The following is a 22,576-nucleotide window of genomic DNA, read 5'->3' on the forward strand; positions in this document are numbered from 1 at the left end:
ATGTAGACGCACCCGGTGGAGTCCACCCTGGCCAGGTCTCCGGTGTGCAGGAACCCGTCCGCGTCCACGGTCGCGGCGGTCGCGGTGGCGTTGCCCAGGTAGCCGGCCATCACGTTCGGACCCCGCACCCAGAGTTCGCCCGGCTCGCCCAGGCCCTCGGAAGGCACCTCGATCTCGGCACCGCTCGCGGGATTGACGAGCTTGTTGACGGTGTTGGGCACGGGCCAGCCGCTGGCCGCGATCGGCGCACGCCGGCCGGCGACGGCGACACCACCATCGGTGGTCGGCACCAGGTGACTGACCGGGCTCAGTTCCGTCATACCGAATCCCTGCACGATCGGCACCGACAAGCGCTTCGAGACGGCCGCGCCCGGCTTCCTCGGCCTGCGGGAGGAAGCCGTCCGCGCATCGGGGATCTGCACGTCTGGGTAGGGGCCGGCAAAACTCATGGACATGCCTCCGGGGGTTCACGGGAGGTGGCTGGTCGCTGACGCGCGCGCCGGCTGCGGAGCGATGACGGGCGCGGCGCACGTCAGCCCAGGGCGATGTAGACCTCGTTGACGTAGGCGATCGTGCGGTCGCTGCCCAGCAGCCCGGCACCCATCTTGTTCATGACGTAAGAGATCGTGGTCCGGCGTTCGGTATCGACCACGACGATCGATCCGCCGAACCCGGGCCAGAAGCAGACGCGTCCTTGCGGGATGTACGGCACTGAGGGCGACGGCAATCCGTACCCGATGCCGAATCGCACGTGTGCGCCGAGTACGAGATCCGGGCCGTCGGACTGCGGCTGGAAAATGAGAGCGATTGTCTCCGGCGACAGCAACCGCACCCCTTCGACCGCACCGCCACAGGCGACGACGGACTGGATTCTGGCGAGTGAGCGGGCGTTGCCGTGGCCGTTGGCCGCGCCGATCTCGGCGCGACGCCATTGGGGCGTCAGCGATCCGCGTGCATCGACCGATGGTCCTGTGAAGGTTCGCAACCTGATGTGGTCAGGGTCGGGCGTGGAAGGATCGATCGACGTGCGCTGTGGCGGAACGATATCGGCGACCCGGTCGACCTCGGTATCGGGCAGGCCGATGTGGAAGTCGGCGTCCAGAGGCCCCGTGATCTCCTCGGCGACGAACCGTCCGAGGGTGCGTCCGTCCACACGCCGGATCAGTTCGCCTATCAGATGCCCGTAGTTGAGCAGGTGATACCCCGACGCGGTCCCGGGAGTCCACCAGGGCGCCTGTGCGGCCAGCCGGGCCGCTGCGGTCTGCGCGTCGTAGACGTCCTCCATGGTCACCGGCTGTTCCCATCCCGGGACGCCGGAGGTATGGGACAACACGTGCCGGACTCGCACGTCTTCTTTTCCCGCGGCGGCGACCTCCGGCCAGTACCGCGCCACCGGGGCGTCGATATCGAGGAGACCACGCTCGACCAGCACCAACGCCGCGAGCGCGGTCACCGTTTTCGTACACGACCAGACGTTGGTGATCGTGTCCCGTTGCCACGGCCTGGTCCGCTGCCGGTCTGTCCAACCACCCCACATGTCGACCAGCGGCACGCCGCCGACGTCGACCACAAGCGATCCACCCAACTCGTCGCCCGCCTCGATGTTCTTCGCGAACAGCGCTCGCAGGTCGGCGAAACGGTCGTCACACACACCGGATATGTCAGTCATCGTCAACCTCACGCGTCGACTCGGGCGGCAGGCTTGGCCGACGAATTACGGTTCGACGGTTTCGTAGAATTGCATGTCCCGAGTCTCCAGGGCCGGAATGGCCTGTCCGAATCCCCAGGTCTTGAAGTGATCGCTGGCCGCGTGGGCCTCGAAACCGGCTCGATCGGTATAGATCTCGAGGATTCGGATCGTCCTGGGCTGCGCCGGATCCCGGTACGCGACGTAGCTCAGGCAGGCAGGTTCCTGCCTGCTCGCCGGAACCAGTTGCTCGACGGCCTGATACAGCGTCCTCTCCATTCCCTCGCGGGCGGTCCATACGACCGAGGCCACGATCAAGCCCTCAACCTTCTACTCCCCGATCGTGAAATGGGAGGACCTGCCCGAGGCGATGCTCGAACCGGCCCGACTGCTCGTAGCCACAAAATGAACCTGTGGCGACTTCGTAGAGTCGGCCAGGGAAGCCGCGCTCACTTTGGACGAGCACGCACTGAATCCAGGTCCTTTTCCGCTGCTAAACGAAGTTCCTGGCCGGGTCCGAGAGCACGCGAAGGCTGCATTTCGCCCTGCTGCCTGAACCGCGAATGACAAGGGTGCCTGACGGGAGTCCTCCCAGTTCAGGCACCCTTTTGTGGGCCCTTGGAAGAAGCCGAGAGTGCGTGGCGAGCACGAGACCAGGAGATTCTTCGTCTGCTGGTGGTACATCGCCTGTATGGCTCTGGCCAGTGCAGATGGGCGGTGTGAAGGGATGCGCGCAGCAGTTGGCCCGGGTATGGTCCGGATCTTGAGATGGGGGACTCGACCGGCGGTCTCAGTTGCTCTGTTTTCCCGAGGGCAGGGCCGTGAGAGGTGCCGGATTGCGGCTGGTCCAGTGGTGGCGGTGGCTCCGGCGTCGAGGGGGCGGACGCGGTGGTGCCGACAATCTGTTCCGTTGAGCGGACATGCTCTGCCAGCCGGTTCAGGCCAGTGCCCATGCTGGGCTCCCACCGCGCCGACCTGGGTGCGGCGGTACGGGAACGAGCCGGGTCACGGCTTCCGCCCGCACCGATCACACGCACCGCGACGGCAGTCGGAGGCGGCCGGCCCCGAGTGGTCGCCTCACCGTCGTGCCCTGGGTGGTGCGGGCCCGCGGATGTGGCAGACAGCGGACCGGATTACTGCGCCGTAGTAGTCCGGTTGGGGCGACGGATTCAGCCGTCCGGAAGCGGGCGTCACGCGGGACACTGGTCCGCCCGTGATCCGGGACACTTCTGGAGCGGCGTTCGGCGAAGATCTGGTCTGATCACGGGATCCGGTATCAAGGAGGTACGGGGGTGGAGGTGCGGATCCGACCCGCGCGTGCCGAAGAGGCGTCGGCGCTGACCGAACTCGTCCTGCGCTCGAAGGCACACTGGGGGTATGACGCGGAGTTCCTTGAGGCATGCCGTGCGGAACTCACCATCCGGCCGGACGAGATCGACGTCCGCCGGATCGTCGTCGCCGAGGCCGCGCACCTTGGAGTGCTCGGCGTTGCCTCCCTGGAGGGCTCGGCGCCCCAGGGCTGTGTGGGCCTGTGCTTCGTCGAACCCGGTGCCATCGGCCGCGGGGTGGGCCGTCTCCTGTACGCCCATGTGATGGGAACCGCCCGCGAACTCGGGTTCACCAGGATCACCATCGACTCCGACCCGAACGCGGAACCGTTCTACCGCCGGATGGGCGCCCGACCCGTCGGACGTACCCCCTCCGGCTCGATCCCGGGGCGTGAGCTGCCCCTCCTCGAAGTGGTTTTCGCGCCCCGGCGCGACAGCTGGACCCACGCGTGGACTGGGGGCCGTCGCGCGGTGCACCTTGGCAACGTCGCCGAGTTCCAGTCCCAGTTCGGCCCCGCCTCCGCCGAGGCCGGGCACTATTCCTGCCTGGCCGCCTTCATTTCTCCGCACCCGGCCGTCCTGATCCTGCCCCGGGCGGTTCCGCGTGACTGGATCGACATGGTCGCCGGCGTCCTGGGCTGGGGACAGGTGGAGGTGTACGACGGCCTGGCAGAGCCCGGAACGGCGTCGAGCGCGGATCGGGGCCGCCGTACCGGCCCGGTCCGCCGGCTGCTCCCCGGCACGGCGCCCGCCCCCTCGGCGCCGACGGCGGGGCCGACCGGCGGGCTCAGCCGCGCCGTCCTCTCCCGCCCCGCACTCGCCGAGCGACTAAAGTTCCTCGGCCTGCCCCTCGTACCGTGGGGCCACACCCCCGCGTTCGCCGAACTCACCGGTTCGACACCGGGCCCGGACGCTCTGCGCTACGAGTCCAAGCGGGCCGCGCACGAACTGTTCACACAGCTCCAGCCCGCCCACCCGGGGATCAGGGTGCCGCAGCAGTGGCAGACGGCCACCCGACGTGCGGCGGTGCGACTGCTCAGGGCGCGCAGTCGCGCGGGGCGGGCCACCGTGGTGAAGACCGAGCACGGCGCCGGAGGATCCGGTACCTGGGTGATCCGGGACGACAGACTGTGGAACTACGGACTGCGGAACTACGGATTGAGGTCCCCGCTGCCTCATGGGCCCCTGCTCCTAGAGGAGTTCGTCGCCGGCGAATCCGGGCCCAGGGACCTGACCTTCGACGGCCTCGTGGACGCGGAAGGACGGGTGTACGAGGCCGGAGTCGCCGTCATGGACGTCGAGGGCACCGCCTACCAGGGCGCCACCGTCGGCCCCGGAGTCGTCCCGCAATCGCTCGCCGAACTCCTGGCGCGCTTCGGCCGGGCCGTGGGCGAGCGGATCGCCGCAAGCGGTTATCGAGGGTGGTTCGACGTCGACTTCGTGGCCGGCCCCGAGGGCCGCCCGGCGCCCACCGAGATCAACCTCCGGATGACGGGTCCCTCTGTCGCCTTCATGGTCAAGGCACGGCTCGACGAGATCCGAGGGGGCGACCACCTCGTCCGCACCGTCGACCACATCCCGCTCGGCGCCCGGCTGCCCGGCCCCGAACTGTCCGCCCTGCTGCGGGAGACGGCGAAGCGGTGCGCCGGGATCGACGCCGTCCTCGTGCCCTCGATCCCGACCGCCGCCTTCGAGCCGGCCCCCCGTCTCGGCGTCGTCCTGGCCGCGCACACCCGTGAACGCCTGGACGCGGCCGAGGCGTTGGTGCGTGCCGCCGCCCAGGACACCGGGGGGATGTTCACTCCCTAGCCCCAGGGTCGGGGTTCACTCCGTTGCCGCGGTGCCCGGACGCCGCGTCACGTACACCGCCACCACCACCGCCGCGATCATCAACGGCACATTGAAGACGTACACCAGTGCCGCCTGCCGCTCCCAGTCCGTCTTCGCGGCGAGCCGGTAGAAGTTGTCCTGCGGCCACCAGGAGACCAACAGCCAGACGATGGCCAGATGAGCTGCCGTCGTCAGGCCGCGTGAGCGACCTTGGCGCCGCATCAGAGGGCGCCCGGCGACCAGGAAAGCGAGGCCCACGCTGAAGGTCAGGAACTCGGCGGCGTACAGACCTCGGAAGAGCCACGACCACGGCGCGGGAACGTAGGTGAGGTCGGTGGAGCCCGGCCAGAACACATCGGTCAAGAGCACGGCGAGCGGCAGGGCCACGACCAGCATCACGCACCCCATGCCGTACAGAAACCCGTATGGGCCGGGGGCCGTCGCGCCACCCCCCTTGCCGTTCAGCCCGCCGGACGCGGCACGCTGTGCGGGCAGCGGCAGCAGACGCCGGTCGACCTTTCCGGCCCGGTTGCGCGGCAGGGCCCCCAGGGTCACCACCTGCGCCGGGATCTCCTGGTCCGGCACCACACCCGTCAGATGCATACGGATCGCGTCGGCGCCCGGAGAGACGCTGGGAGCCGTCGGTACGACGTAGGCCACCAGCCGATCCTCGTCCACGGTGGTGATCACGGACTCCCGGATTCGGGGGTGGGCGGCCAGCGCGGCTTCGGCGCGGTGCGGATCTACGGTACGGCCGCGGACGCGAACCCGGTGCGCCAGCCGGCCGCCAAACTCCAGCAGCCCGTCCTCCCACAGCGTTCCCGCATCACCGGTGGGGAAGGCGCCGTCGTCGCCGGGGGACGTCAGCCAGATCTCGCCCTTGCGGACCTCGGCCCGGCAGCCGGGAAACGGGCGGCCGAGCAGGCTGACCAGCCCGGGTTCGGCCACTGGACCGGAGAGTTGGTCCGTCTCGAACCAGGTGCCGCAGCCGGTGACCTCCACGGGCCCGTAGACATTGAGCAGTCGCGCCCCCGGCGCCGCCCGCCCCTGCAGCCGTACCTGCTCGTCGAGAGCGAGCCGTTCCCCGCCGACCGCCACCAGCCGCAGCCCCACGGGCACAGAGCCGTCGAGCAGTGAACGGGCCGTCACCGGGTCGGTGTCGAGCACCGTGACGCCCTCGGAGAAGGGCCGACCCCACAGCGCCGGCCCGGTCTCGCCCTCCGGCAGCACCAGCGTGCCCCCGGAGCACAGCGCCCGTATCCAGCCGTAGGTGAAAGCGGCCGTGTCGGCCGGCGCGGTCACCAGATGGACGTCGGAGGGCCTCAGACCGAACACCTCGGCCCAGGACCCGAATACGGCGCGCAGCCGTGCGTGTCCCGCGGGGACGGTCCGGTGCCGCCCCGTGGTACCCGCGCTGAACAGCACGGCGGCGGTGGCCCCGCAGGGCGCGGCAGGGGGCTCTGGGGAGTAGGCGTCAATGACGTCGGCGTCGGTGTCCAAACAGACGACGATCCGGCCGGCACCGTCGTCGACGCTCGGCCGAAACCTCTCATGTGTCAGGACGGTGTTCGCCCCTGCCTCCTCCAGCAACTGCCCGATGTGTCCTGTCGGTTGATGCGGACCGACCACGGCGTATGCCCCGCCCGCCTTGAGTACGCCCATCAGGGCGACCAGCAGATCCGGCACCTGGTCGGTGCACACGACCACGGTCTCCCCAGGCCCGAGCCCCCTCTGCAGCAGATGGCAGGCCAATCGGTTGGCCCCCACCCCCAACTCCCCGTATGTGAGCCGGGCCCGCTCGGTGATGACCGCGGGCCGGTCCGGTGTCTCCCGCACCCACGCTTCGAACAACCCGTGAAGTTCATTCGCCCCGGCCATGACCGGTGATCATCCCAGAGACGGCACGACGCGGGAAGAGGCCCGACAGATGCCGACCCGGGACGGCGGTCGTGGCCTCGGCGAAGCCAGGAGAAGACCACCGGCACCAACGCCACCGCGCGTCGGGCGAGGCGACATGCCGCCCGGAGCCGTCGGGATACCTCATCCCTCCGGCATAGCGCGGCTCACGACAGCCGTCACGACCCCACATAAGACGTCATTTCAGTTGGTGAGTCGGCGGTGGCATATGAGGGTTGCGGCGATGGCGGTGAAGGCGAGGAAGTGTTCCGGCTTGCGTTCGTAGCGGCGGTGGAGGCGTCGGCAGCCGGACAGCCAGGACACGGTTCGTTCCACGGCCCAGCGGTGCCGGCCCAGGCGCCGGGACGACTCGATGCCTTTGCGGGCGAGGCGGTGCCGGATGCCGCGGGAGGACAGCCGGCGTCGCAGGTGGCGGTAGTCGTAGCCCTTGTCTCCGTGCAGTTTGCCGGGCCTGCGGCGTCGTGGGCCGCGGCGTGAGCGGATGGGTGGGATGCCGCGGACCAGCGGGATCAGGGCCTGGCTGTCGTGGAGGTTCGCCGCGGAGATGCCGATCGACAGGGGCAGGCCGCGGCGGTCGACGATGAGGTGGATTTTTGAACCCTTCTTGCCGCGGTCGGTCGGATTCGGTCCCTTCAGATGCCCCCTTTAAGGGCCCGGACGCTGACAGAGTCGATCGCGCAACGCGACCAGTCCAGACCGCCCCGGGCACTGAGTTCGTCCAGGACCAGGCGGTGGGGTTTGGCCCACACGCGGGCCTCGGTCCACTCGGTGAACCGGCGGAAGGCGGTTACCCCCGACAGTCCGAAGCCGGGCGGCAGTTGGTTCCATGTGCAGCCCGAGGTGGCCACGAAGATGATCGCGGCCAGCACCTCACGGTCCCCTCGCCGACGATGTCCACCACCCTGCGGGCGTTCCGGAGCCGGCGGGACCACCCGCTGGAACAACTCCCACAGATGTTCCGGCGCCAGCCGTTCGACAAGCGCAGCAATCATCACCCCAGACTCCCGCAAGATCACACCAACTGAAATGGCGTCTTAGGGTTGTGTGCAGGAGGCTCGCAGGAGAAGTACCGCTATGTCGTCGGTGTGCTGACCCATCGGCCAGGTGTGGTGGATCAGGCCGTCGATCAGGTCCTCCAGGTCCTCGTCGTCGGTGCTGGCGAAGTGCCCGACGAGGCCGGCGGTTATCTGTGCAGTGTCGGTACCCGCGACCTCCACGAGACCGTCGGTATACAAGACCAGGGTCGCGTCCGCGGGCAGGGAGACCGTGGTGACGGGGTAGTGAGCGAGGGTGTCGATACCCAGCAGCGGCCCGGGTTCGATGTCATCAAGAACCCGGGCATGATGCCGGGCGATGCGCAGCAACGGGGGGACGTGTCCGGCGCTGGCGAAGGTGATTTCGCAGGCAGCCAGGTCGAGGTGAGCGTAGAGGCAGGAGACAAGCAGGTCGGAGTCCAGATCGGCCAGCAGTCGGTTCGTACGGGCCAGGATCTGGTCTGGCGGTGCACCGGCGGTAACGTGCGCGTGGATGGCGGTGCGGACCTGGCCCATGAGGGCGGCCGCGGCGATGCTGTGGCCCTCGACGTCACCGATGACCGCGGCGGCGCTCGTGTCGTCGAGCCGCAACAGATCGTAGAAGTCACCGCCGACCTCGATGCCATGGCTCGCCGGCAGGTAGCGGGCGGCCACGTCAAGCCCGGCCACGGCGGGCAGGTCGCGAGGCAGAAGCGCTTTCTGGAGGCCGTGAGCGAGGTGGTGCTGGGCGTCGTACATCCGGGCGCGGTCGAGTGCCTGGGCGATCAGACCCGCCAGAGCGGTCAGCACGGCCCGTTCGTCGGCCGTGAAGGGGTGGGGTCGGTCGTAGGACAGAACGCAGCAGCCCACCACTCTCCCCGTGATGATCAGCGGGAGGAACGCCCAGGCCTGTTTGTCACCGATCTGAGGCGTCTCGGGGTAGCGTGCAGCCATCTCGGTCGGGCTGGCGGAAAACTCGGGGACGCCGCTGGTCAGGACCTGGCCAACTGGCGTGAGGTCGGCGTCCAGGGGCAGCCCGTCGAAGCGTGCGATGACATCTGCCGGGTGGCCGTAAAAACCACTTACCTTCAGACGGCCGGCCTCCGCAGCCCACAGCGCCAGGCCCTGGGCGCCGAAAGCGGGCAGAATCTCCCCGGCGATCAGATCGACGAGATCGCGGACGCTCACTGTTTCGGTGAGCGCAGCGGACAGATGGATCAGCTGGTACAGCCGGCCGGTCCGCGCCACCGGAGCCCGGTACACAGGTGCTTCCCGCGGGCCGGGCAGGGTCTGTTCCCTGCGGGAGGTGATGCGGACGCTGATGCCGCTGACGTCCGGATAGAGCCGGAATCTCAGCCGGTGCTCCGGCGGACGAATAGCGGTGAAGGACAGCGGGGCCCGACTGAAGACCGCAGTGCGGTACCGGTCCTCGTACACGGGGTCGTCGAGCCAGGGCAGTGCCTGCCAGAGCCGGCACCCCAGCAGTCGGTTCACGCTGCGCCCGAGCAGGTGGCCAGCAGTGGCGGTAACGAAGGTGATCCTTCCCTCCAGGTCGAGGGACAGAGCTCCCTCGGGGAGGCGTTCGAGGTACTCGGCGGCAGCCAGTCCTGGCTGGGCGGACCCACCCGGAGCGCTGACAGGGATGAGGCGCGGCCGGGCGGGCAGGGTCGACGGGCGAGGTGCGTCGTCCAGGAGACGGGCCAGTCGGCGGGCACTGGAGATGATGCGGCAGCGTTCCCGGGGCGTGGCCTCACGCGGAAGATCAGCGGGCCACATCAGTATGATCCCGCCCCAACAGCGGCGCACCCCGGTCAGCGGGGTCGCGGCACAAGCGATCCGATAGGGCAGAACAGCGGCCAGGCGCGGGTAGCGGCAGGCCAGGTCGTCCTGACAGCCGACCCAGACGAAGTGGTCCTCGCGGATCGCGTCGGTGAGAGGCAGGGAAGCGGTGAGCGAGAGACGGTGCCATGGGGCGGCGAATTCGAGGGGAAGACCGCACAGCGCCACCAGACGCGTCGCCGATTCCTCTTCCTCGATCAGGTAGAGGGCACCCGAGGAAGCACCAGTGCGGCGAACGATGTCGGCCAACCCCGCATCGAGCGCATCGTCGAGTGCCCCATGACAGGCCGGTGGCCCAGAGATCCCGGACATGACGTCCTCCGGTCCGATGTCGTGGCGGTTGGCGGCTCGCCGGACAAGGCACGCGCATGATCGTCGCACCTGGGGGGCATATTTGCGCACACAGTATGCTATGTATAGAAATAGGTACAGAGTGGACCTAAGGATGGGCGGGACGAAGGACTGCCCGGGGAGGGCGACCGGTCGGCGGCGGCCTAGTGCTGCAACGGTGCTTGCCGTGGCTGCCGGCCAGTTCGGTCGTTGGTCTGGTTATAGGTGGGGACCTTGCTGATGTCAGGTTGTGGGCGCGTGAATTGGAAGTGGTGCATGAGCGGTTCGTGCATCGGTTCAACCGTTCGGAACCCCGCGAGTCGGCTCTCGCGTACACGAGAGGGCTGATCGCTCCGCTGCAGCGCAAGAACGGCTGGACCTTGGCGAGTTGGGCACGGACCTCATCCGGGATTCCTATACCACATCAACGAGCCATGAGGCTGGAAGCAACACCTTAATGATCTGCAAGCCCTTAGAGCGTCTGAAAAGCCTGTCACCCACCGACGTGGGGCGACAGCGAAGTAGGGCACTTCACGGGGCGCTGCTCCCGCCTTGGCCCAGGTGTGGCGAAGTCCGCCGTCCCGGCGTTGCACGACCTGCACCGTGATGCTGGTGACCTGCCGGATCCAGGCGTGACGAGGCCACATCGAAGACGGCACCACCGTCCGCGCCGAGGCTGGTGTGACACCTCGGAGCCGTTCAAGGACAGCAAATGGGTCGGCATCACCACGCTTGCCGACGGTGCCTCGTCCGCCAGCCGGACCGCAGTCCCCTCCAGTGCCGATCAAGGCCCGCCACTCGCGCGGACGCTGTCGGGCCGCGGGAGGGGAGAAGGCGATTCCACGATGTCGAGGGCATCCTGCACGTTGCCTTGGTGGCGTTCGGCCGCAAGGATGCCGATCGCACCGGTACGCCGACGGCCACGAGACCGCGTTCGGACTTCTCCTTGTTGACGGCGAATCCGTTGCGGCGCAGGCGCCTCAGCTCCGTCTGCAACCGGGCGAGATCCGGGCGGTCGGCCGGACGGTCGCGGTAACGCTCGGGGGCGTACACCTCATCCAGTTCCTCGACGGAGAGGCCGGCGAGCAGTGGTAGTCCCGCCGTCGTGTGGTGAGCCGGGAACACCATGCCCTCCCGGGAACCGACCCGCAGTGCCTGCCGGCACTCGACGCCGGCGATGAACCGGGTCGTGTCCCCGGTACGCACGATCAGGTTCGCGGTCTCGTCCAGAAGACCGACGATCCGGTGCAGATGGGGCAGGGCCGCCGCGCGCAGCCGCGACGCGAGGGACTGGGAGTGCGCGGCGAGTTCCAGCACCGGCCCCGCACGGTAGACGCGGTCCTCGTCCTGCATGGCGAAGTCCCGGTAGACGAGCATTGCCGGAACCCGGTGGGCGGTCGACCTGGCGACGCCCGGTCGCGCGGCGATCTGCGACTCGGTTGCGCCGCCCTCCATCTGCAGCATGGTCGCCGCCCGCAGCGCGTGGTCCACGCTGGCGATTGGACAAGGCGGCGGTGTCTTGAGCGGTTTGTCCATGGCGTGTCCTCCAGAATTCTGCCCTCCAGAATCTGTCTGCTCACCTGGAAGACACGGAGCACCCTGAAGCCATGACTCAGTCCTCCAATGCCCCAGGTGTCGCCACGGGTTCCCCGGTCCGGCTCCAGGCTGTCTCCACAGAGGGACAGCCCGAGGTCACCCCGGCGCTCGAAGAGCTTTACCGGGGCTTTGAGAGCGAGCTGCTCGTACCGCTGTGGACCGAGATCGGCGACCTGATGCCGACTCACCCGCGCTCGCGCGCCGTGCCGCACCACCGGCTCACCGACGAGCAGTGGCAGCACAAGGTCGTCACCGCCCAGGGCCGCACTGTCCCCGCCACCGAACTGCCGTGGATGCGCGCCCGCAGGTGTGCGTCCACGCCGTCGACTTCGGCACCGGCACCGGCACCGCCTTCGCCGACCTGTCGGACGGCTTCCTGACCGCACTGGCCGACGAGATCCGCACCAAGCGCGGACTGGCCGGACTGCCCGACGGCCCGCTGCCCGAGGTCGCCGCCTGGCCGGCCGGCCGCCCCCACTCGCTCGCCGACGCCCCCCAACTCGGCCCCTGGCTCTGAGAGGTGAGTCATGTCCCATCCTGATGTGATCGTCGTCGGCGGCGGCCTCGGCGGCCTCGGCGCGGCGTTCTCGCTGACCCGCCAGGGCCAGGGCGTCCGTCTGCTGGAACGTGCCCCCGCCTTCGGCGAGTTCGGCGCCGGCATTCAGCTCGCGCCCAACTGCACCCGCATCCTCGACGACTACGGTCTGCTGGAGGAGGCCAAGAGCCTCGGCGTCGTCCCGGACACCATGGTCATGCGCGACGCCGTCGACGGCGACGAGCTGACCCGGCTTGACCTGCGGGGCCTTCAGAAGCGCTACGGCTACCCGTACCTGGTCATCCACCGCAGCGACCTGCACGGCCTGCTCCTGCGCGCGCGAGCACGCCGGCGTCGAGTTGATCACCCAGGCGCGGGTGACCTCGTACGAGAACACCGGCAGCGGCGCCCGCGTGGCTCTCGCCTCCGGCGAGACGCACGAGGCCGGCGTCGTGATCGCGGCCGACGGGCTGCACTCTCCCGCCCGCAGGCTGCTCGTCGACGACGAGCCCGTCTCCTCGGCGTACGTCGCCTACCGCGGCACCGTGCCCGCCGAGCTGCCGCGGGTGCAGTCCGTCGACCTCAGCGAGGTCGTGGTGTACGTCGGGCCCGCCTGCCACTTCGTGCACTACGGCCTGCGCGGGGGCGAACTGCTCAACCAGGTTGCGGTCTTCGAGTCGCCCAAGGCGCTGGCCGGGCAGGAGGACTGGGGCACGCCCGACGAACTGGACACCGCCTTCGCCAAGGCCGGCGGCTTAGTCCAGGACGGCCTGCCGTTCATGTGGCGGGACAAGTGGTGGCGGATGTTCGACCGCGACCCGATCATGAACTGGGTCCACGGCCGGATCGCGCTGCTCGGCGACTCCGCGCATCCGCCGCTGCAGTACATCTCGCAGGGCGCGATCATGGCGGTCGAGGACGGGTGGGTGCTGGGCGAGCACGTCGCTCGCAACCGCGCCGAGGACGGCACGGTCGACTGGGACTCCGCCCTCGCCGCCTACGAGGCCGTCCGCCCGGAGCACTGCCGCCGTGTGGTGACCACGTCCCGCAAGTTGGGCGAGCTGTGGCACCTCGACGGTGTCGCCCGCGAGCAGCGCAACGTGCTACTACGCGCCCGCGACACCTACGACTACTCGTTCGTGGACTGGCTGTACGGCCCGACCGCGCTGACCCCGGACGAGGAGCCCTCCACGTTCACGCCGGTCCCGCTGTTCTCGGCGGCCGTCGAGGGCGTGGAGGGCGAAGCGCCGGCTCCGGACCCGGACCGCGCCACGATCGGCGACGTGCTCTGGAGCAACGCCAATGGCGCCGGCGAGGACAGCGCACGGTCTGCTCCCACCGACCGGACTCGCTGTCCGCGTAGCGACCCGCGTCCATCGAATCGAGGAACCGCATGTCCGCCTCCCGCACTCCCCGCCTGACCGAGTTCGCCGCACTTCCCACGTCCGGGGCGCGCGCCGTCGAGCCCTTCGAACTCGACGGCATGCACCTGCTGGCGATCCCGCAACTCGCCTACGACATGACCGGGAGCCCGGCCGCCATGAACGGCGGGGACAGCGATACCGAACTGCTCCTGCTGCGCCGGGCCGAGGCCACCGACACCTACGAGCCCTTCCAGACCCTGCCGGCGCCCGGCGGCGAGGACGCGGAGTTCTTCCGGATCGGCGAGCGCGCCTTCCTGGCCGTGGCCGACATCCGCTCGGGCAAGGGCCCCTACGAGTACACCACCGACTCCACAATCTTCGAGTGGGACGGAACCCACTTCACGCCCTTCCAGAGCGTCCAGAGCTTCGCGGCCAAGCAGTGGCGCCACTTCGCCATCGGTGAGCGGCACTTCCTGGCCCTGGCCCAGGGCGTGACCGTCCCGGGCCACGAGTCGGAGAACCAGCCCTCACGTATCTACACCTGGGACGGCACCCGCTTCGCCGCACTGCAGGACGTCGACGCGCTCTGGGGCTACAACTGGCAGGCCTTCGAACTCGACGGCGAGTACTTCCTCGCCTACGCCGACCATGTGCGCCCGTCGGTGCTGCTGCGCTGGAACGGCGAGAAGTTCGAGCACACCCAGGACCTCGCCCCCCAACACGGCCGCGCTTTCGCTCACTTCACCGACCCGCGGGGCGAGACCTACCTGCTGGTCGCCTGTCTGACGAGCCCCTCCCGGCTGCTGCGCTGGGACGGGGAGCGCTTCATCGAACATCAGGTGCTCGACGGGCTCGGCGCCCGCGAGTTCGCCGTCCTCGACACCGAGCACGGACTGTACGTCGTACGCGTCAACTTCATCCTCGGCACGCAGGCCGCCCCCATCACCGCTGTGGACTCCGAGCTCTACCGGTTCTCGGAGGGACGCCTCACCCCTGTGCAGTCCTTCCCGACCACCGGCGCCACCGACGCCGCCGTGATCCGCGGCCACCACGGCGGCCTGCTGGTCGCTGTCAGCAACAGCCTCACCGCCGACGTCCGCTTCGCCGCCCGCACCGTCCTGTATCGCTTCGACCAGTAGGTCGAGCCCACACCTCTCAAGAAAAGATCCGCCGATGCCGTCCTACGAAAGCCCTGAACTCGTCGACCTGTTCACCACCTACACCGCCGGGCCCGAAAGCATCGGCTCACGCCTGACCCGAACCGCCGTCGAGCGGGGCAGCGCCGACCCGCTGATCGCGGCCACCGGCGCGGACTTCGCCCTCTACCCCGGCGACGGCCGGCCGCCCACCGTCGAAGGCTTCCGCTACTCCACCCGCGGCTTCAAGGAGCTGGCCGGCATCTCGCACCTCGGCCCCGCCGTAGCCAGCCTTGTGCAACTGCGCGAGAAGTACGCCGACGCCGGCTGGCGTGCCGAGGCCGAGCGCATGCTGCGCTCGGTCGAGCGCTCCCGCGCCGCCAACAGCGCCACCCTGTGGCGCGAGACCATCGCTGTGGAGGCGTACCGGGGCCGCGAGCAGGCGATCGCCGACATGATCGACTACTCCTGCGCGGTCACCGCCCGCTACCTGCGCACCGCCCTGGCCGACGAGACCTACCTCAACTCCCGCACCCTGCGCGAGGACTACCTGGAAGGCGGCCCCGGCGCCGACCTGCCCGTCCCGGTCAACCAGATGATGATCGCGACGTTCTTCCTCGCCGGCATGGACATTTCCCACCGCATGCTGTGCTGGTTCGCCGCTCAGAAGATCGACTGGGACCGTGCGATGGTCGTGATCGCCGGCCGGCAGGGCCGCCCCACCGCGGGCGTGACCTGGAACACCTCCAGCGTCGCCACCATGATCCTGGGCGCCTCCGAGTACCGGCTGCCCCTGGAGCGGGTCTATCTGGCCCCGCACGCCCCCACCTTCGCCACCCCTGTCGGCGGCGACCTGACCGAGGTCGCCGCGATGGAGGAGCCGCTGCGCCGGATCTGGTTCAACACCCGCGCCACCGTCGAGCTGGGTGAGGTCATGTTCCACGGCTACCCCCGCTACGCCCCCGAGCAGCTGGCGACCCCCGACGTGGCGGATTCCGCCGTCACGGACATCAGCGAGATGCCGGTGATCCACGGCCCCGACGACTGGCGCGCCATGACCACACGGCTGCGCATGGTGCTGGAGGACCCGCGCCAACTGCTCTCCGGCTGCGTCACCGACTTCGCCGTCCGACAGCTCGTCGAGGCCGGCAACGACCCCGCCGAAGTCGTCGTCCCCGGCCTGGACGCCGTCACATACCCCACCGGCCTGTAACCCCCTCCTCCCCGCGGCGCCGTGATCAGTTCCCGGCCAGGGAGCCCTGCCGCGACCACCCACCAGGAGAACCCCCGCCATGCCCGCAACCCTCCTCCGCAGCGACCAGGTCCGCCATCTCGACGTACCGGACGGCCGCATCGCCTACTACGTGACCGGCGCGACCGCCCACACCGCACCGGTGATCGTCTGGGTGCACGGCCTGCCGCTCGACTCCCGCTCCTGGGCGGCCCAGCAGGAGTACTTCGACACCCGCGCCCGCAATGTCTTCCTCGACCTGCGCGGCTACGGCGCCTCCAGCAAGCTTCCCGCCGCCGTACCCAGCATCACCGCCCTGTACGTTGCCGACCTCGCGGCCCTGATCGAGCACCTGCGGCTCACGGACCCGATGCTGGTCGGCTTCGCCTCCGCGGGACACGTCGCGCTGCGCCTCGCCGCCGAACATCCCCACCTCGTGGGCAAGCTCGCGGTCATCAACGGCTCACCCAAGTTCCGCCGCTCCGCCGACTGGCCCTACGGCTTCGACGAGAAGGGGATCGCCCACTTCACCGACGCGGCGGCCGAACGCGGCATCGAGGGCATCACCGACGCCGTGCTCGACCCCGAGCTCGCCTTCGCCGATGTGGACGCCGCCCGTGCGGCCGAACTCGGCGCCTGGTTCCGGGAGATGAGCCACAACGCCGGCGTGCGGAGCCTGCTCGGCTTCTTCGAGAACATCTCCCTGGACGACGACCGAGCCCTGCTCCCGGCCATCAAGGCGCCCACCCTCCTGATGGCCAGCACCATCGGACAGGAGGTGCCCACCGGGGTCTCCCTGTACCTGCGCACGGCCATCGGCCGCGCCCGCCTGGCGGAGCTGCCCGGTGCGGACCACTTCGCGTTCGCCACCCGCCCCGAGCTGGTCAACAGCCTCTTGGACTCCTTCCTGACCAGCTGACGGCGCCCCACGGATCTCCAGGCCCCCTCCCAACGAAGGCATACCGCCTTCCCGGCCCCCAAAGATGCGACACCATGCCCGAACCCGCCGCAGCCGACCCCAAATCCCCGGCGCAATCGCGGACTTCCTGCGCCGGGCCTCACACGGCTGACCAGCCCATCCGAGGCCCGTGAACGTATCTGCCCAGATGATCTCAGCAGGCGATGATCAACCCTTATGGAAAAAATGTCCTGCATTGAACCTTCTGCAACACCCTTGCAGGCCTGTCCTCCAGGGCGCCGACGGAGTTGGCCTTCGCCGGTTCGCTGCTGAGTACACCGTCGACACGTCCGTTCAATACCTCCTCTCCAACGAAGGACCTCTCATGGACATCGAGCTCAGGACCCCCCAGAACACCGCGATCGTGTTGGTCGACTACGTCACCGGCTTCGCCAACCTCATCAGGACCCAGTCGATCACCGACAACGTCAACGGAGCCGTCGCCCTGGCCCGGATGGCGATCGGCTACGGGATGCCGCTGGTGGTGACGGTCGGTCCCGAGCGCGACCCGCGCGGCACGCTCTACCCCGAACTGAAGCAGGAGATCGGCGACACCCCAGTCGTGTACCGGGGCGGCTCCTTCGACGCGTTCGGCGATTCCGGGTTCGAGCAGGCGATCGAGGCAACCGGCGTCCGCCACCTCGTGATCGCCGGACTCACCACGGAGGGCTGTGTGCTGCGCACGTCGGTGGGTGCCCTTCAGAGGGGGCTCGGCGTCACCCTGGTCGCCGACGCGAGCGCCAGCACCTCCCAGATCGGCTATGACACCGCCGTCGGCCGCCTCACCCAGCTCGGCGTGTCCGTCACCACCTGGCTCTCGCTGGCCGCCGAGATCCAGGTCACCTACGACATCGAGGAGACCGCCGGGGTCTTCCAGTCGGTCCTGGCCCTGGACCCGTCACACGCCAAGAACTTCGACCAGCTCTACAACGCCCTGCGACTGGGAGCGGACGGCTGAGCAGCGTCTGAGCCTCGTTGGACCTCGGTCCGGCCGGCTTCCAGCACCTTCGCCGGTTCGCTGCCAAGTACACCGTCACGTCCGTTCAATACCTCCATACCAACGAAGGACCTCTCATGGACATCGAGCTCAGGACCCCCCAGAACACCGCGATCGTGTTGGTCGACTACGCCACCGGATACGCCAACCTCATCAGGACCCAGTCGATCACCGCCAATGTCACCGGAGCCGTCGCCCTGGCCCGGATGGCGATCGGCTACGGGATGCCGCTGGTGGTGACGACCGGTCCCGAGCGCGACCCGCGCGGCACGCTCTACCCCGAACTGAAGCAGGAGATCGGCGACACCCCAGTCGTGCACCGGGGTGGCGGCTTCGACGCGTTCTTCGATTCCGGGTTCGAGCAGGCGATCGAGGCAACCGGCGTCCGCCACCTCGTGATCGCCGGACTCACCACCGACGGCTGTGTGCTGCGCACGTCGGTGGGTGCCCTTCAGAGGGGGCTCGGCGTCACCGTGGTCGCGGACGCGAGCGCCAGCGCCTCTCAGATCCAACATGACGCAGCCGTCGGCCGCCTCACCCAGCTCGGCGTGTCCTTCACCACCTGGCTCTCACTGGCCGCCGAAATCCAGGTCACCTACGACAACGAGGAGACCGTCGGGATCTACCGCTCGATCCAGGTCCTGGACCCGTCACTCGCCAAGAACTTCGACCAGCTCAACAATGCCCTGCGACTGGGAGCGGCCGGCTGACCAGCGTGTGAGCCTCGGTCCAGCCGGCTTCCACCACCTTGTCGCGAAGCGATGCCGAAAGGGGCGCCCACGGAGTTGGCCCTCGCCGGTTCAGCTGGTCGCTGGTCCGGGTGTGCCGTTGACTGACGCGCAGCGGGCGCGGGTCGAGCCGATACTCCCGGACCGGACGCCGAAGCGGGGTGGTCGGTGGAGGGACCACCGGGATCAGTTGGGAGATGGGATGAATGCCAGGGCCCCGGAGAGAGCAAGGTAGGTCCCGGTTCGGCCGGTTGATCACCAGGGTCCGGGTATGGGACGAGCACGGCCGTTGTGGATCATGGGGTTTCTCTACGCTCCCAGAACCGCACTGTCGTGCTCGTTGCTTCGTCTTCCTTCATGCCCGATGTCCCCGACGGTCTGCCGGGTGGTCATGCCCCGGACGGAGCGCATGGCGCCGAACTGCCCGACGGGGGAAGTCCGATCCGGCGGTGTCGTGCAGCCAGTGGAGGGACAGTGGGGCTACAGCCGCGGCCGGCTCTTACCGGGAAGTTCCGCCGGTCCGCTCAACCGAGTATCGGGGAACGAAACCGCCGAACTCCTGGTCCATGAGCTCGGCGAATCGGATGGGAGCGTGTTCTTCGAACAGCGGGCCGATCACCTGCACGCCGATGGGCAGGCCTTCCGGCGAGTGCCCGATCGGGATGGCGGTGGCCGGGAGGCCGGGAGTGGTCGCCATGCCGTCCCGCACAAACTGATCGCCGCAGTCGTGATCGGTTCCGGCGATCATGATCCGGCGCGTCATCTGGTCTGGGCTCTGGTCGTGGGGGAAGGCAGGCGGCGGCGTCACTGGGCACACGACGACGTCGAACTCGCTGAACAACTCGCCCTACTGGTGGCGGTGGCGTATCCGTGTGCTGTCCGCGGCCGGCCAGTCGCGATGGCTGCGGACGGAACCCCGCGTGCGTTCGGCCGCCAGGCTGACCTCTCCGGTATCAGGCTTGTTCTCCTCGGCTCGGGCAAGTTCGTAGGTCTCGGCGGAGTAGCCGGCCGCGATTACCGAGAACAGCGGCCGCACAAGGAGTCTCGCTGCTTCGACCTGGTCCGGTAGCAGCGCACTGTGGCGCTCCACTTTGGTACCGGTGGTGGAGAGATCACCGGCAAGATGATCGACGGCGGCGCGGACGCTCGACGCGGTCGGCGAGGAGATCGGGCAGCAGTGAGAGGTCGGCAGCACTGTGCGCCATCGGCCCGACCACGGAGAGGTCGGGCTCGAACGCCAGTGGGGGAGCCGGTGGCGCCGATCGACCGCGTGGCGGGAGGAGCCCGAGCGTCGGCTTGCGGGCGTACACGCCGCAAAACGCCGCCGGCACAGGCAGTGAGCCGGCCATGTCGGAGCCGAGCGAGAGCGTGCCGTACCCGGGCTGCCAACGCCGCGGCCGAGCCACCGGACGAGCCGCCCGCCGTGCGTTCGAGGTCCCACGGGTTCCTGGTCGTCCCTTAGACGGCGTTGTACGTCTGCAGGTCGCCGAGGGCCAGCGGGACGTTGGTCTTGCCCACCGCGTCGGCCTGAGTGAGTTCAACGGACGACACCTCGGGCGCCTCCATCGCCGCGGACAGTTCCTTTGCGGACAGGTAGGTGAAGTCTGAAGTAGCCACGGCGCTCTTCCTCTTTCGCCGCTGCTCGAACAGGTTGTGTGCGGGTGCCGTTCTGTTCTGTCCTTCAGAGATCGAGGACGAGCTCGGGTGTCTGCGCGCGGCTCACGCAGATCATCATGCAGTCGTTCCGTTCGCGCTCGCGCGCGCTCAGGACGGTGTCGCGGTGCTCCGGGCGGCCGGCGAGCACTCTCGTCTCACAGGTTCCGCAGTAGCCCTCCTCGCAGGACGAGGGTGTGTCGGGTAGTTCCTGGCGAACCGCTTCGAGAATGCTGCACCCGCGCGGAACCGTGATGGTCCGGCCCGTCCGGTCGAGACGCACTTCGATCGGTCCGTCGGATTCGTGGGGCCCGGTGACCGCGTCGGCGCTGAAGCGTTCGGTGTGCAGATCGAGTCCGCGGGTGTCGCAGGCGGCCTGGACCGCGGTGATGAGTTCTGGCGGTCCGCACACATAGATCGCCGCCGTGGGTGAGGCTGCTGCGAGGAAGCCAGAGACGTCGGGGCGTCCTTCTTCGGTGGTGGCGACCGTCCGGACCCGCTGTGGATCGAGCTCGCGGAGCTCCGCCGCGTAAGCCATCGACGTGCGGGTGCGTCCGGTGTAGAGCATCTGCCACGGAACTCCCTTGCGGTCCAGGCTTCGCGCCATCGCCAGCAACGGAGTGACACCGATCCCACCGGCGATCAACCAGTGCTCCGAGGCTTCACACAGCGGGAAGTTGTTGCGGGCGAGGGTGATCTCCAGCCTGGTGCCGACGAGGTCCGCGGAGTGCAACTCCTGCGAGCCGCCGCGGCCGGCCTGCTCCCGCAGCACCGCGATGCGATAGCGGTCCCTGTCCCGTTCGTCGCCGCACAGCGAGTACTGCCTGATCGCGCCGGACGGCAGGACGAGGTCCACATGGGAGCCCGCGGTCCAGGCGGGCAGCGCCGCGCCGCCCGCGTCGATGAGCTCGAATTCGGCGACGTCGTCGGCCACCTTCGCGACTCGGTCGACGACGACGGTCAGGCGGACGCGGACGGCCTGATCGAGGTCAGAGTAGGTCGAAGTACTCACGCTGCTCCCAATCAGTCACGTTGAGTTCGAACCGGGCGAGTTCGGCCCGTTTGATCATGCTGTAGTACTCGACGAATCCGGCGCCGAGCAGGTCGGCGAAGTGCTTGTCGTCGCGCAGCGCGTCCAGTGCTTCGCCCAGCGATCTGGGCAAGCGCGGCGCTTCGGTGACGTACGGCTCGTCGGCGGACGGACCGGCGGCCAGTGACCGTTCGATGCCGTCCAGCCCGGCGAGCAGCTGTGTCCCCAGGTAGAGGTAGGGATTCGCGGCAGGCTCACCGAGGCGGTTCTCGATGTGAGTGCTGCCGTCCTCGCGGGAACCGACGACGCGGATCATCGCGGCCCGGTTGTCCCGCGCCCACAGGATCCGGTCCGGCGCCATGGACTGCGGCTGGAACCGCTTGTAGCCGGTGATGGTCGGCACGGCGAACGCGCTCGCCGCCGCGGCGTGCTTCAGCTGACCGGCCACATAGGACATTCCCACCGGAGACAGCGCCGCGGCCGGGTCGTCCGGGACGAAGGCGTTGCGCAGTATGCCGTCGACGCTGCGGTGCAACGATTGGTGCAGGTGCCATCCGCTCGAACAGGCCAGCGGGATCTGCGGGCGGCACATGAAGCTCACGTGGTAGCCGTGGCGCCGGGCGATCTGCTTCAGCACACTGCGCAGCAGGACCGCGGAATCGGCGGCTGCCAACCCGAACTGCGGGCCGAAGGTGACTTCGAACTGGCTCGGCCCGTACTCGACTTCGAGGGTGCGCAGCGGCAGGCCGACCTGCCGGAGCCCGCGGCGGAGCACCCCCAGCACCGGTTCCATCGCGTCGTCCCGGTCTTCGCTGAGCAGTTGGTATCCGTGCCCCAGCAGGCTCACACCCTTGGGGTTGCCCGGCTGCCCGGCGTCGCTCAGCTCCATGCGCGCGTCGTCCAGGCGGAAGAGGTGGAATTCCAACTCGATGCCGGTCATGACCTCGAAACCGTGGACCGTCGCCTTGTCCAGAGCCCGGCGCATCAGGCCGCGGGTGCTGAACGGGACGGGCTCGCCGGTACCGAAGTAGAGGTCGCACAGCACCCAGGCGGTGCCGTCCGCCCAGGGGAGGACCCGGTAGGTCGCCGGATCGGGGACCATGATCATGTCCCCGGCGCCGCTCATGGCGGAGACGCCGTGCCCTCCGCCTGCGGAGAAGGAGGGGAAGACGGTGCGGCCGGAGGTGTCCTTCGACAGCAGCGTGCTCACGACGTTCAGGCCGTCCCGCAGGGCCGCCGGCAGCGCTTCGGGGCTGATCGACTTGCCGCGCAGCACCCCGTGCTGGTCCACGAACGACAGACGGACCGTCTCGACGCTGTCGCGCTCGACCGCCGCCTGGCATGCGGCGGCGGCGTCCCGCTGCTCCGGGGACCACAGGCCGTGCCGTTCGATGAATCCCACGG

At 69.0% G+C, this 22,576-nt stretch carries 19 protein-coding genes and 4 pseudogenes; 10 read left to right on the forward strand and 13 right to left on the reverse strand.

From position 1 onward, the window contains the following. From KVT45_RS51450 to KVT45_RS51460, 3 genes are all read right to left on the reverse strand, one after another. The coding region (locus tag KVT45_RS51450; RefSeq protein ID WP_254648601.1) for an AMP-binding protein at window positions 1-320 on the reverse strand (320 nt) is incomplete at its 3' end. Window positions 321-532: 212 nt separating this feature from the next. Beyond that, window positions 533-1,669: a serine hydrolase gene (locus KVT45_RS51455; protein WP_217561412.1), complete on the reverse strand. Its 1,137-nt coding sequence runs from the start codon at window positions 1,667-1,669 to the stop codon at window positions 533-535. A 45-nt stretch (window positions 1,670-1,714) separates the two neighbouring features. Beyond that, entirely contained in the window at window positions 1,715-1,999 is a 285-nt protein-coding gene (locus KVT45_RS51460; RefSeq protein ID WP_308311134.1) for a putative quinol monooxygenase, read from the reverse strand. 986 nt (window positions 2,000-2,985) lie between these two features. Between KVT45_RS51460 and KVT45_RS58285 the strand changes: the two genes are divergently transcribed. Next, the gene (locus KVT45_RS58285; RefSeq protein WP_217561416.1) at window positions 2,986-4,824 is read left to right on the forward strand and encodes a GNAT family N-acetyltransferase; all 1,839 of its coding nucleotides are present in this window, start codon (window positions 2,986-2,988) and stop codon (window positions 4,822-4,824) included. A 15-nt stretch (window positions 4,825-4,839) separates the two neighbouring features. Here the strand turns inward: KVT45_RS58285 and KVT45_RS51470 are convergent, their stop codons facing one another. The 3 genes from KVT45_RS51470 to KVT45_RS51480 form a co-directional block, all read right to left on the reverse strand. Continuing rightward, window positions 4,840-6,723: an AMP-binding protein gene (locus tag KVT45_RS51470; protein ID WP_217561418.1), complete on the reverse strand. Its 1,884-nt coding sequence runs from the start codon at window positions 6,721-6,723 to the stop codon at window positions 4,840-4,842. A gap of 222 nt (window positions 6,724-6,945) precedes the next feature. Next, a protein-coding gene (locus tag KVT45_RS51475) for an IS5 family transposase (protein WP_217561420.1) occupies window positions 6,946-7,754 on the reverse strand; the annotation gives its coding sequence in 2 pieces (ribosomal slippage) (window positions 6,946-7,404 and window positions 7,407-7,754; 807 coding nt in all). Between the two features lie 42 nt (window positions 7,755-7,796). Further along, entirely contained in the window at window positions 7,797-9,926 is a 2,130-nt protein-coding gene (locus KVT45_RS51480; RefSeq protein ID WP_217561422.1) for a SpoIIE family protein phosphatase, read from the reverse strand. A gap of 239 nt (window positions 9,927-10,165) precedes the next feature. On the opposite strand from KVT45_RS51480, the pseudogene KVT45_RS51485 reads away from it, so the two are divergent. Then, a pseudogene (locus KVT45_RS51485) lies at window positions 10,166-10,330 on the forward strand (IS701 family transposase); the annotation flags it as partial. A 337-nt stretch (window positions 10,331-10,667) separates the two neighbouring features. Here the strand turns inward: KVT45_RS51485 and KVT45_RS51490 are convergent. Next, the gene (locus KVT45_RS51490) at window positions 10,668-11,480 is read right to left on the reverse strand and encodes an IclR family transcriptional regulator (RefSeq protein ID WP_217561424.1); all 813 of its coding nucleotides are present in this window, start codon (window positions 11,478-11,480) and stop codon (window positions 10,668-10,670) included. A gap of 71 nt (window positions 11,481-11,551) precedes the next feature. On the opposite strand from KVT45_RS51490, the pseudogene KVT45_RS57945 reads away from it, so the two are divergent. From KVT45_RS57945 to KVT45_RS51525, 8 genes and pseudogenes are all read left to right on the forward strand, one after another. Then, window positions 11,552-11,752, forward strand: a pseudogene (locus tag KVT45_RS57945) (cupin); the annotation flags it as partial. 6 nt (window positions 11,753-11,758) lie between these two features. After that, window positions 11,759-12,057 (forward strand): annotated as a pseudogene (locus KVT45_RS51495) (maleylpyruvate isomerase); the annotation flags it as partial. 25 nt (window positions 12,058-12,082) lie between these two features. Beyond that, window positions 12,083-13,304, forward strand: a pseudogene (locus KVT45_RS51500) (FAD-dependent monooxygenase); the annotation flags it as partial. 164 nt (window positions 13,305-13,468) lie between these two features. Beyond that, entirely contained in the window at window positions 13,469-14,578 is a 1,110-nt protein-coding gene (locus KVT45_RS51505) for a hypothetical protein (protein WP_217561426.1), read from the forward strand. 34 nt (window positions 14,579-14,612) lie between these two features. After that, the gene (locus tag KVT45_RS51510) at window positions 14,613-15,788 is read left to right on the forward strand and encodes a DUF5624 domain-containing protein (RefSeq protein WP_217561428.1); all 1,176 of its coding nucleotides are present in this window, start codon (window positions 14,613-14,615) and stop codon (window positions 15,786-15,788) included. A 79-nt stretch (window positions 15,789-15,867) separates the two neighbouring features. Then, window positions 15,868-16,725: an alpha/beta fold hydrolase gene (locus KVT45_RS51515; RefSeq protein WP_217561430.1), complete on the forward strand. Its 858-nt coding sequence runs from the start codon at window positions 15,868-15,870 to the stop codon at window positions 16,723-16,725. 364 nt (window positions 16,726-17,089) lie between these two features. Continuing rightward, the gene (locus tag KVT45_RS51520; RefSeq protein ID WP_217561432.1) at window positions 17,090-17,722 is read left to right on the forward strand and encodes an isochorismatase family protein; all 633 of its coding nucleotides are present in this window, start codon (window positions 17,090-17,092) and stop codon (window positions 17,720-17,722) included. A 116-nt stretch (window positions 17,723-17,838) separates the two neighbouring features. Beyond that, window positions 17,839-18,471, forward strand: coding sequence for an isochorismatase family protein (locus tag KVT45_RS51525; protein ID WP_217561434.1), 633 nt, complete (start codon window positions 17,839-17,841; stop codon window positions 18,469-18,471). Between the two features lie 517 nt (window positions 18,472-18,988). On the opposite strand, the gene KVT45_RS51530 is transcribed toward KVT45_RS51525, so the two are convergent. From KVT45_RS51530 to KVT45_RS51555, 6 genes are all read right to left on the reverse strand, one after another. Further along, entirely contained in the window at window positions 18,989-19,330 is a 342-nt protein-coding gene (locus tag KVT45_RS51530) for an amidase family protein (RefSeq protein WP_217561436.1), read from the reverse strand. A 6-nt stretch (window positions 19,331-19,336) separates the two neighbouring features. Next, window positions 19,337-19,684: a hypothetical protein gene (locus tag KVT45_RS51535; RefSeq protein WP_217561456.1), complete on the reverse strand. Its 348-nt coding sequence runs from the start codon at window positions 19,682-19,684 to the stop codon at window positions 19,337-19,339. Next, window positions 19,602-19,838: an amidase family protein gene (locus tag KVT45_RS51540; RefSeq protein WP_308311135.1), complete on the reverse strand. Its 237-nt coding sequence runs from the start codon at window positions 19,836-19,838 to the stop codon at window positions 19,602-19,604. Before KVT45_RS51540 ends, KVT45_RS51535 begins: the two co-directional genes overlap by 83 nt. Before the next feature lie 109 nt (window positions 19,839-19,947). After that, window positions 19,948-20,106 carry a hypothetical protein gene (locus tag KVT45_RS51545; protein ID WP_217561438.1) on the reverse strand — a complete coding sequence of 53 codons (159 nt, stop codon included), beginning with the start codon at window positions 20,104-20,106 and terminating at the stop codon, window positions 19,948-19,950. A gap of 64 nt (window positions 20,107-20,170) precedes the next feature. Next, the gene (locus KVT45_RS51550) at window positions 20,171-21,154 is read right to left on the reverse strand and encodes a PDR/VanB family oxidoreductase (RefSeq protein ID WP_217561440.1); all 984 of its coding nucleotides are present in this window, start codon (window positions 21,152-21,154) and stop codon (window positions 20,171-20,173) included. Further along, on the reverse strand, window positions 21,132-22,574 hold the full coding sequence (locus tag KVT45_RS51555) for a glutamine synthetase family protein (RefSeq protein ID WP_217561442.1): 1,443 nt from the start codon (window positions 22,572-22,574) through the stop codon (window positions 21,132-21,134). Before KVT45_RS51555 ends, KVT45_RS51550 begins: the two co-directional genes overlap by 23 nt. Window positions 22,575-22,576 lie beyond the last annotated feature (2 nt).

The sequence above is a fragment of the Streptomyces sp. GbtcB6 genome, from assembly GCF_019091475.1.
GTDB classification, from domain to species: Bacteria; Actinomycetota; Actinomycetes; order Streptomycetales; family Streptomycetaceae; genus Streptomyces; species Streptomyces hyaluromycini.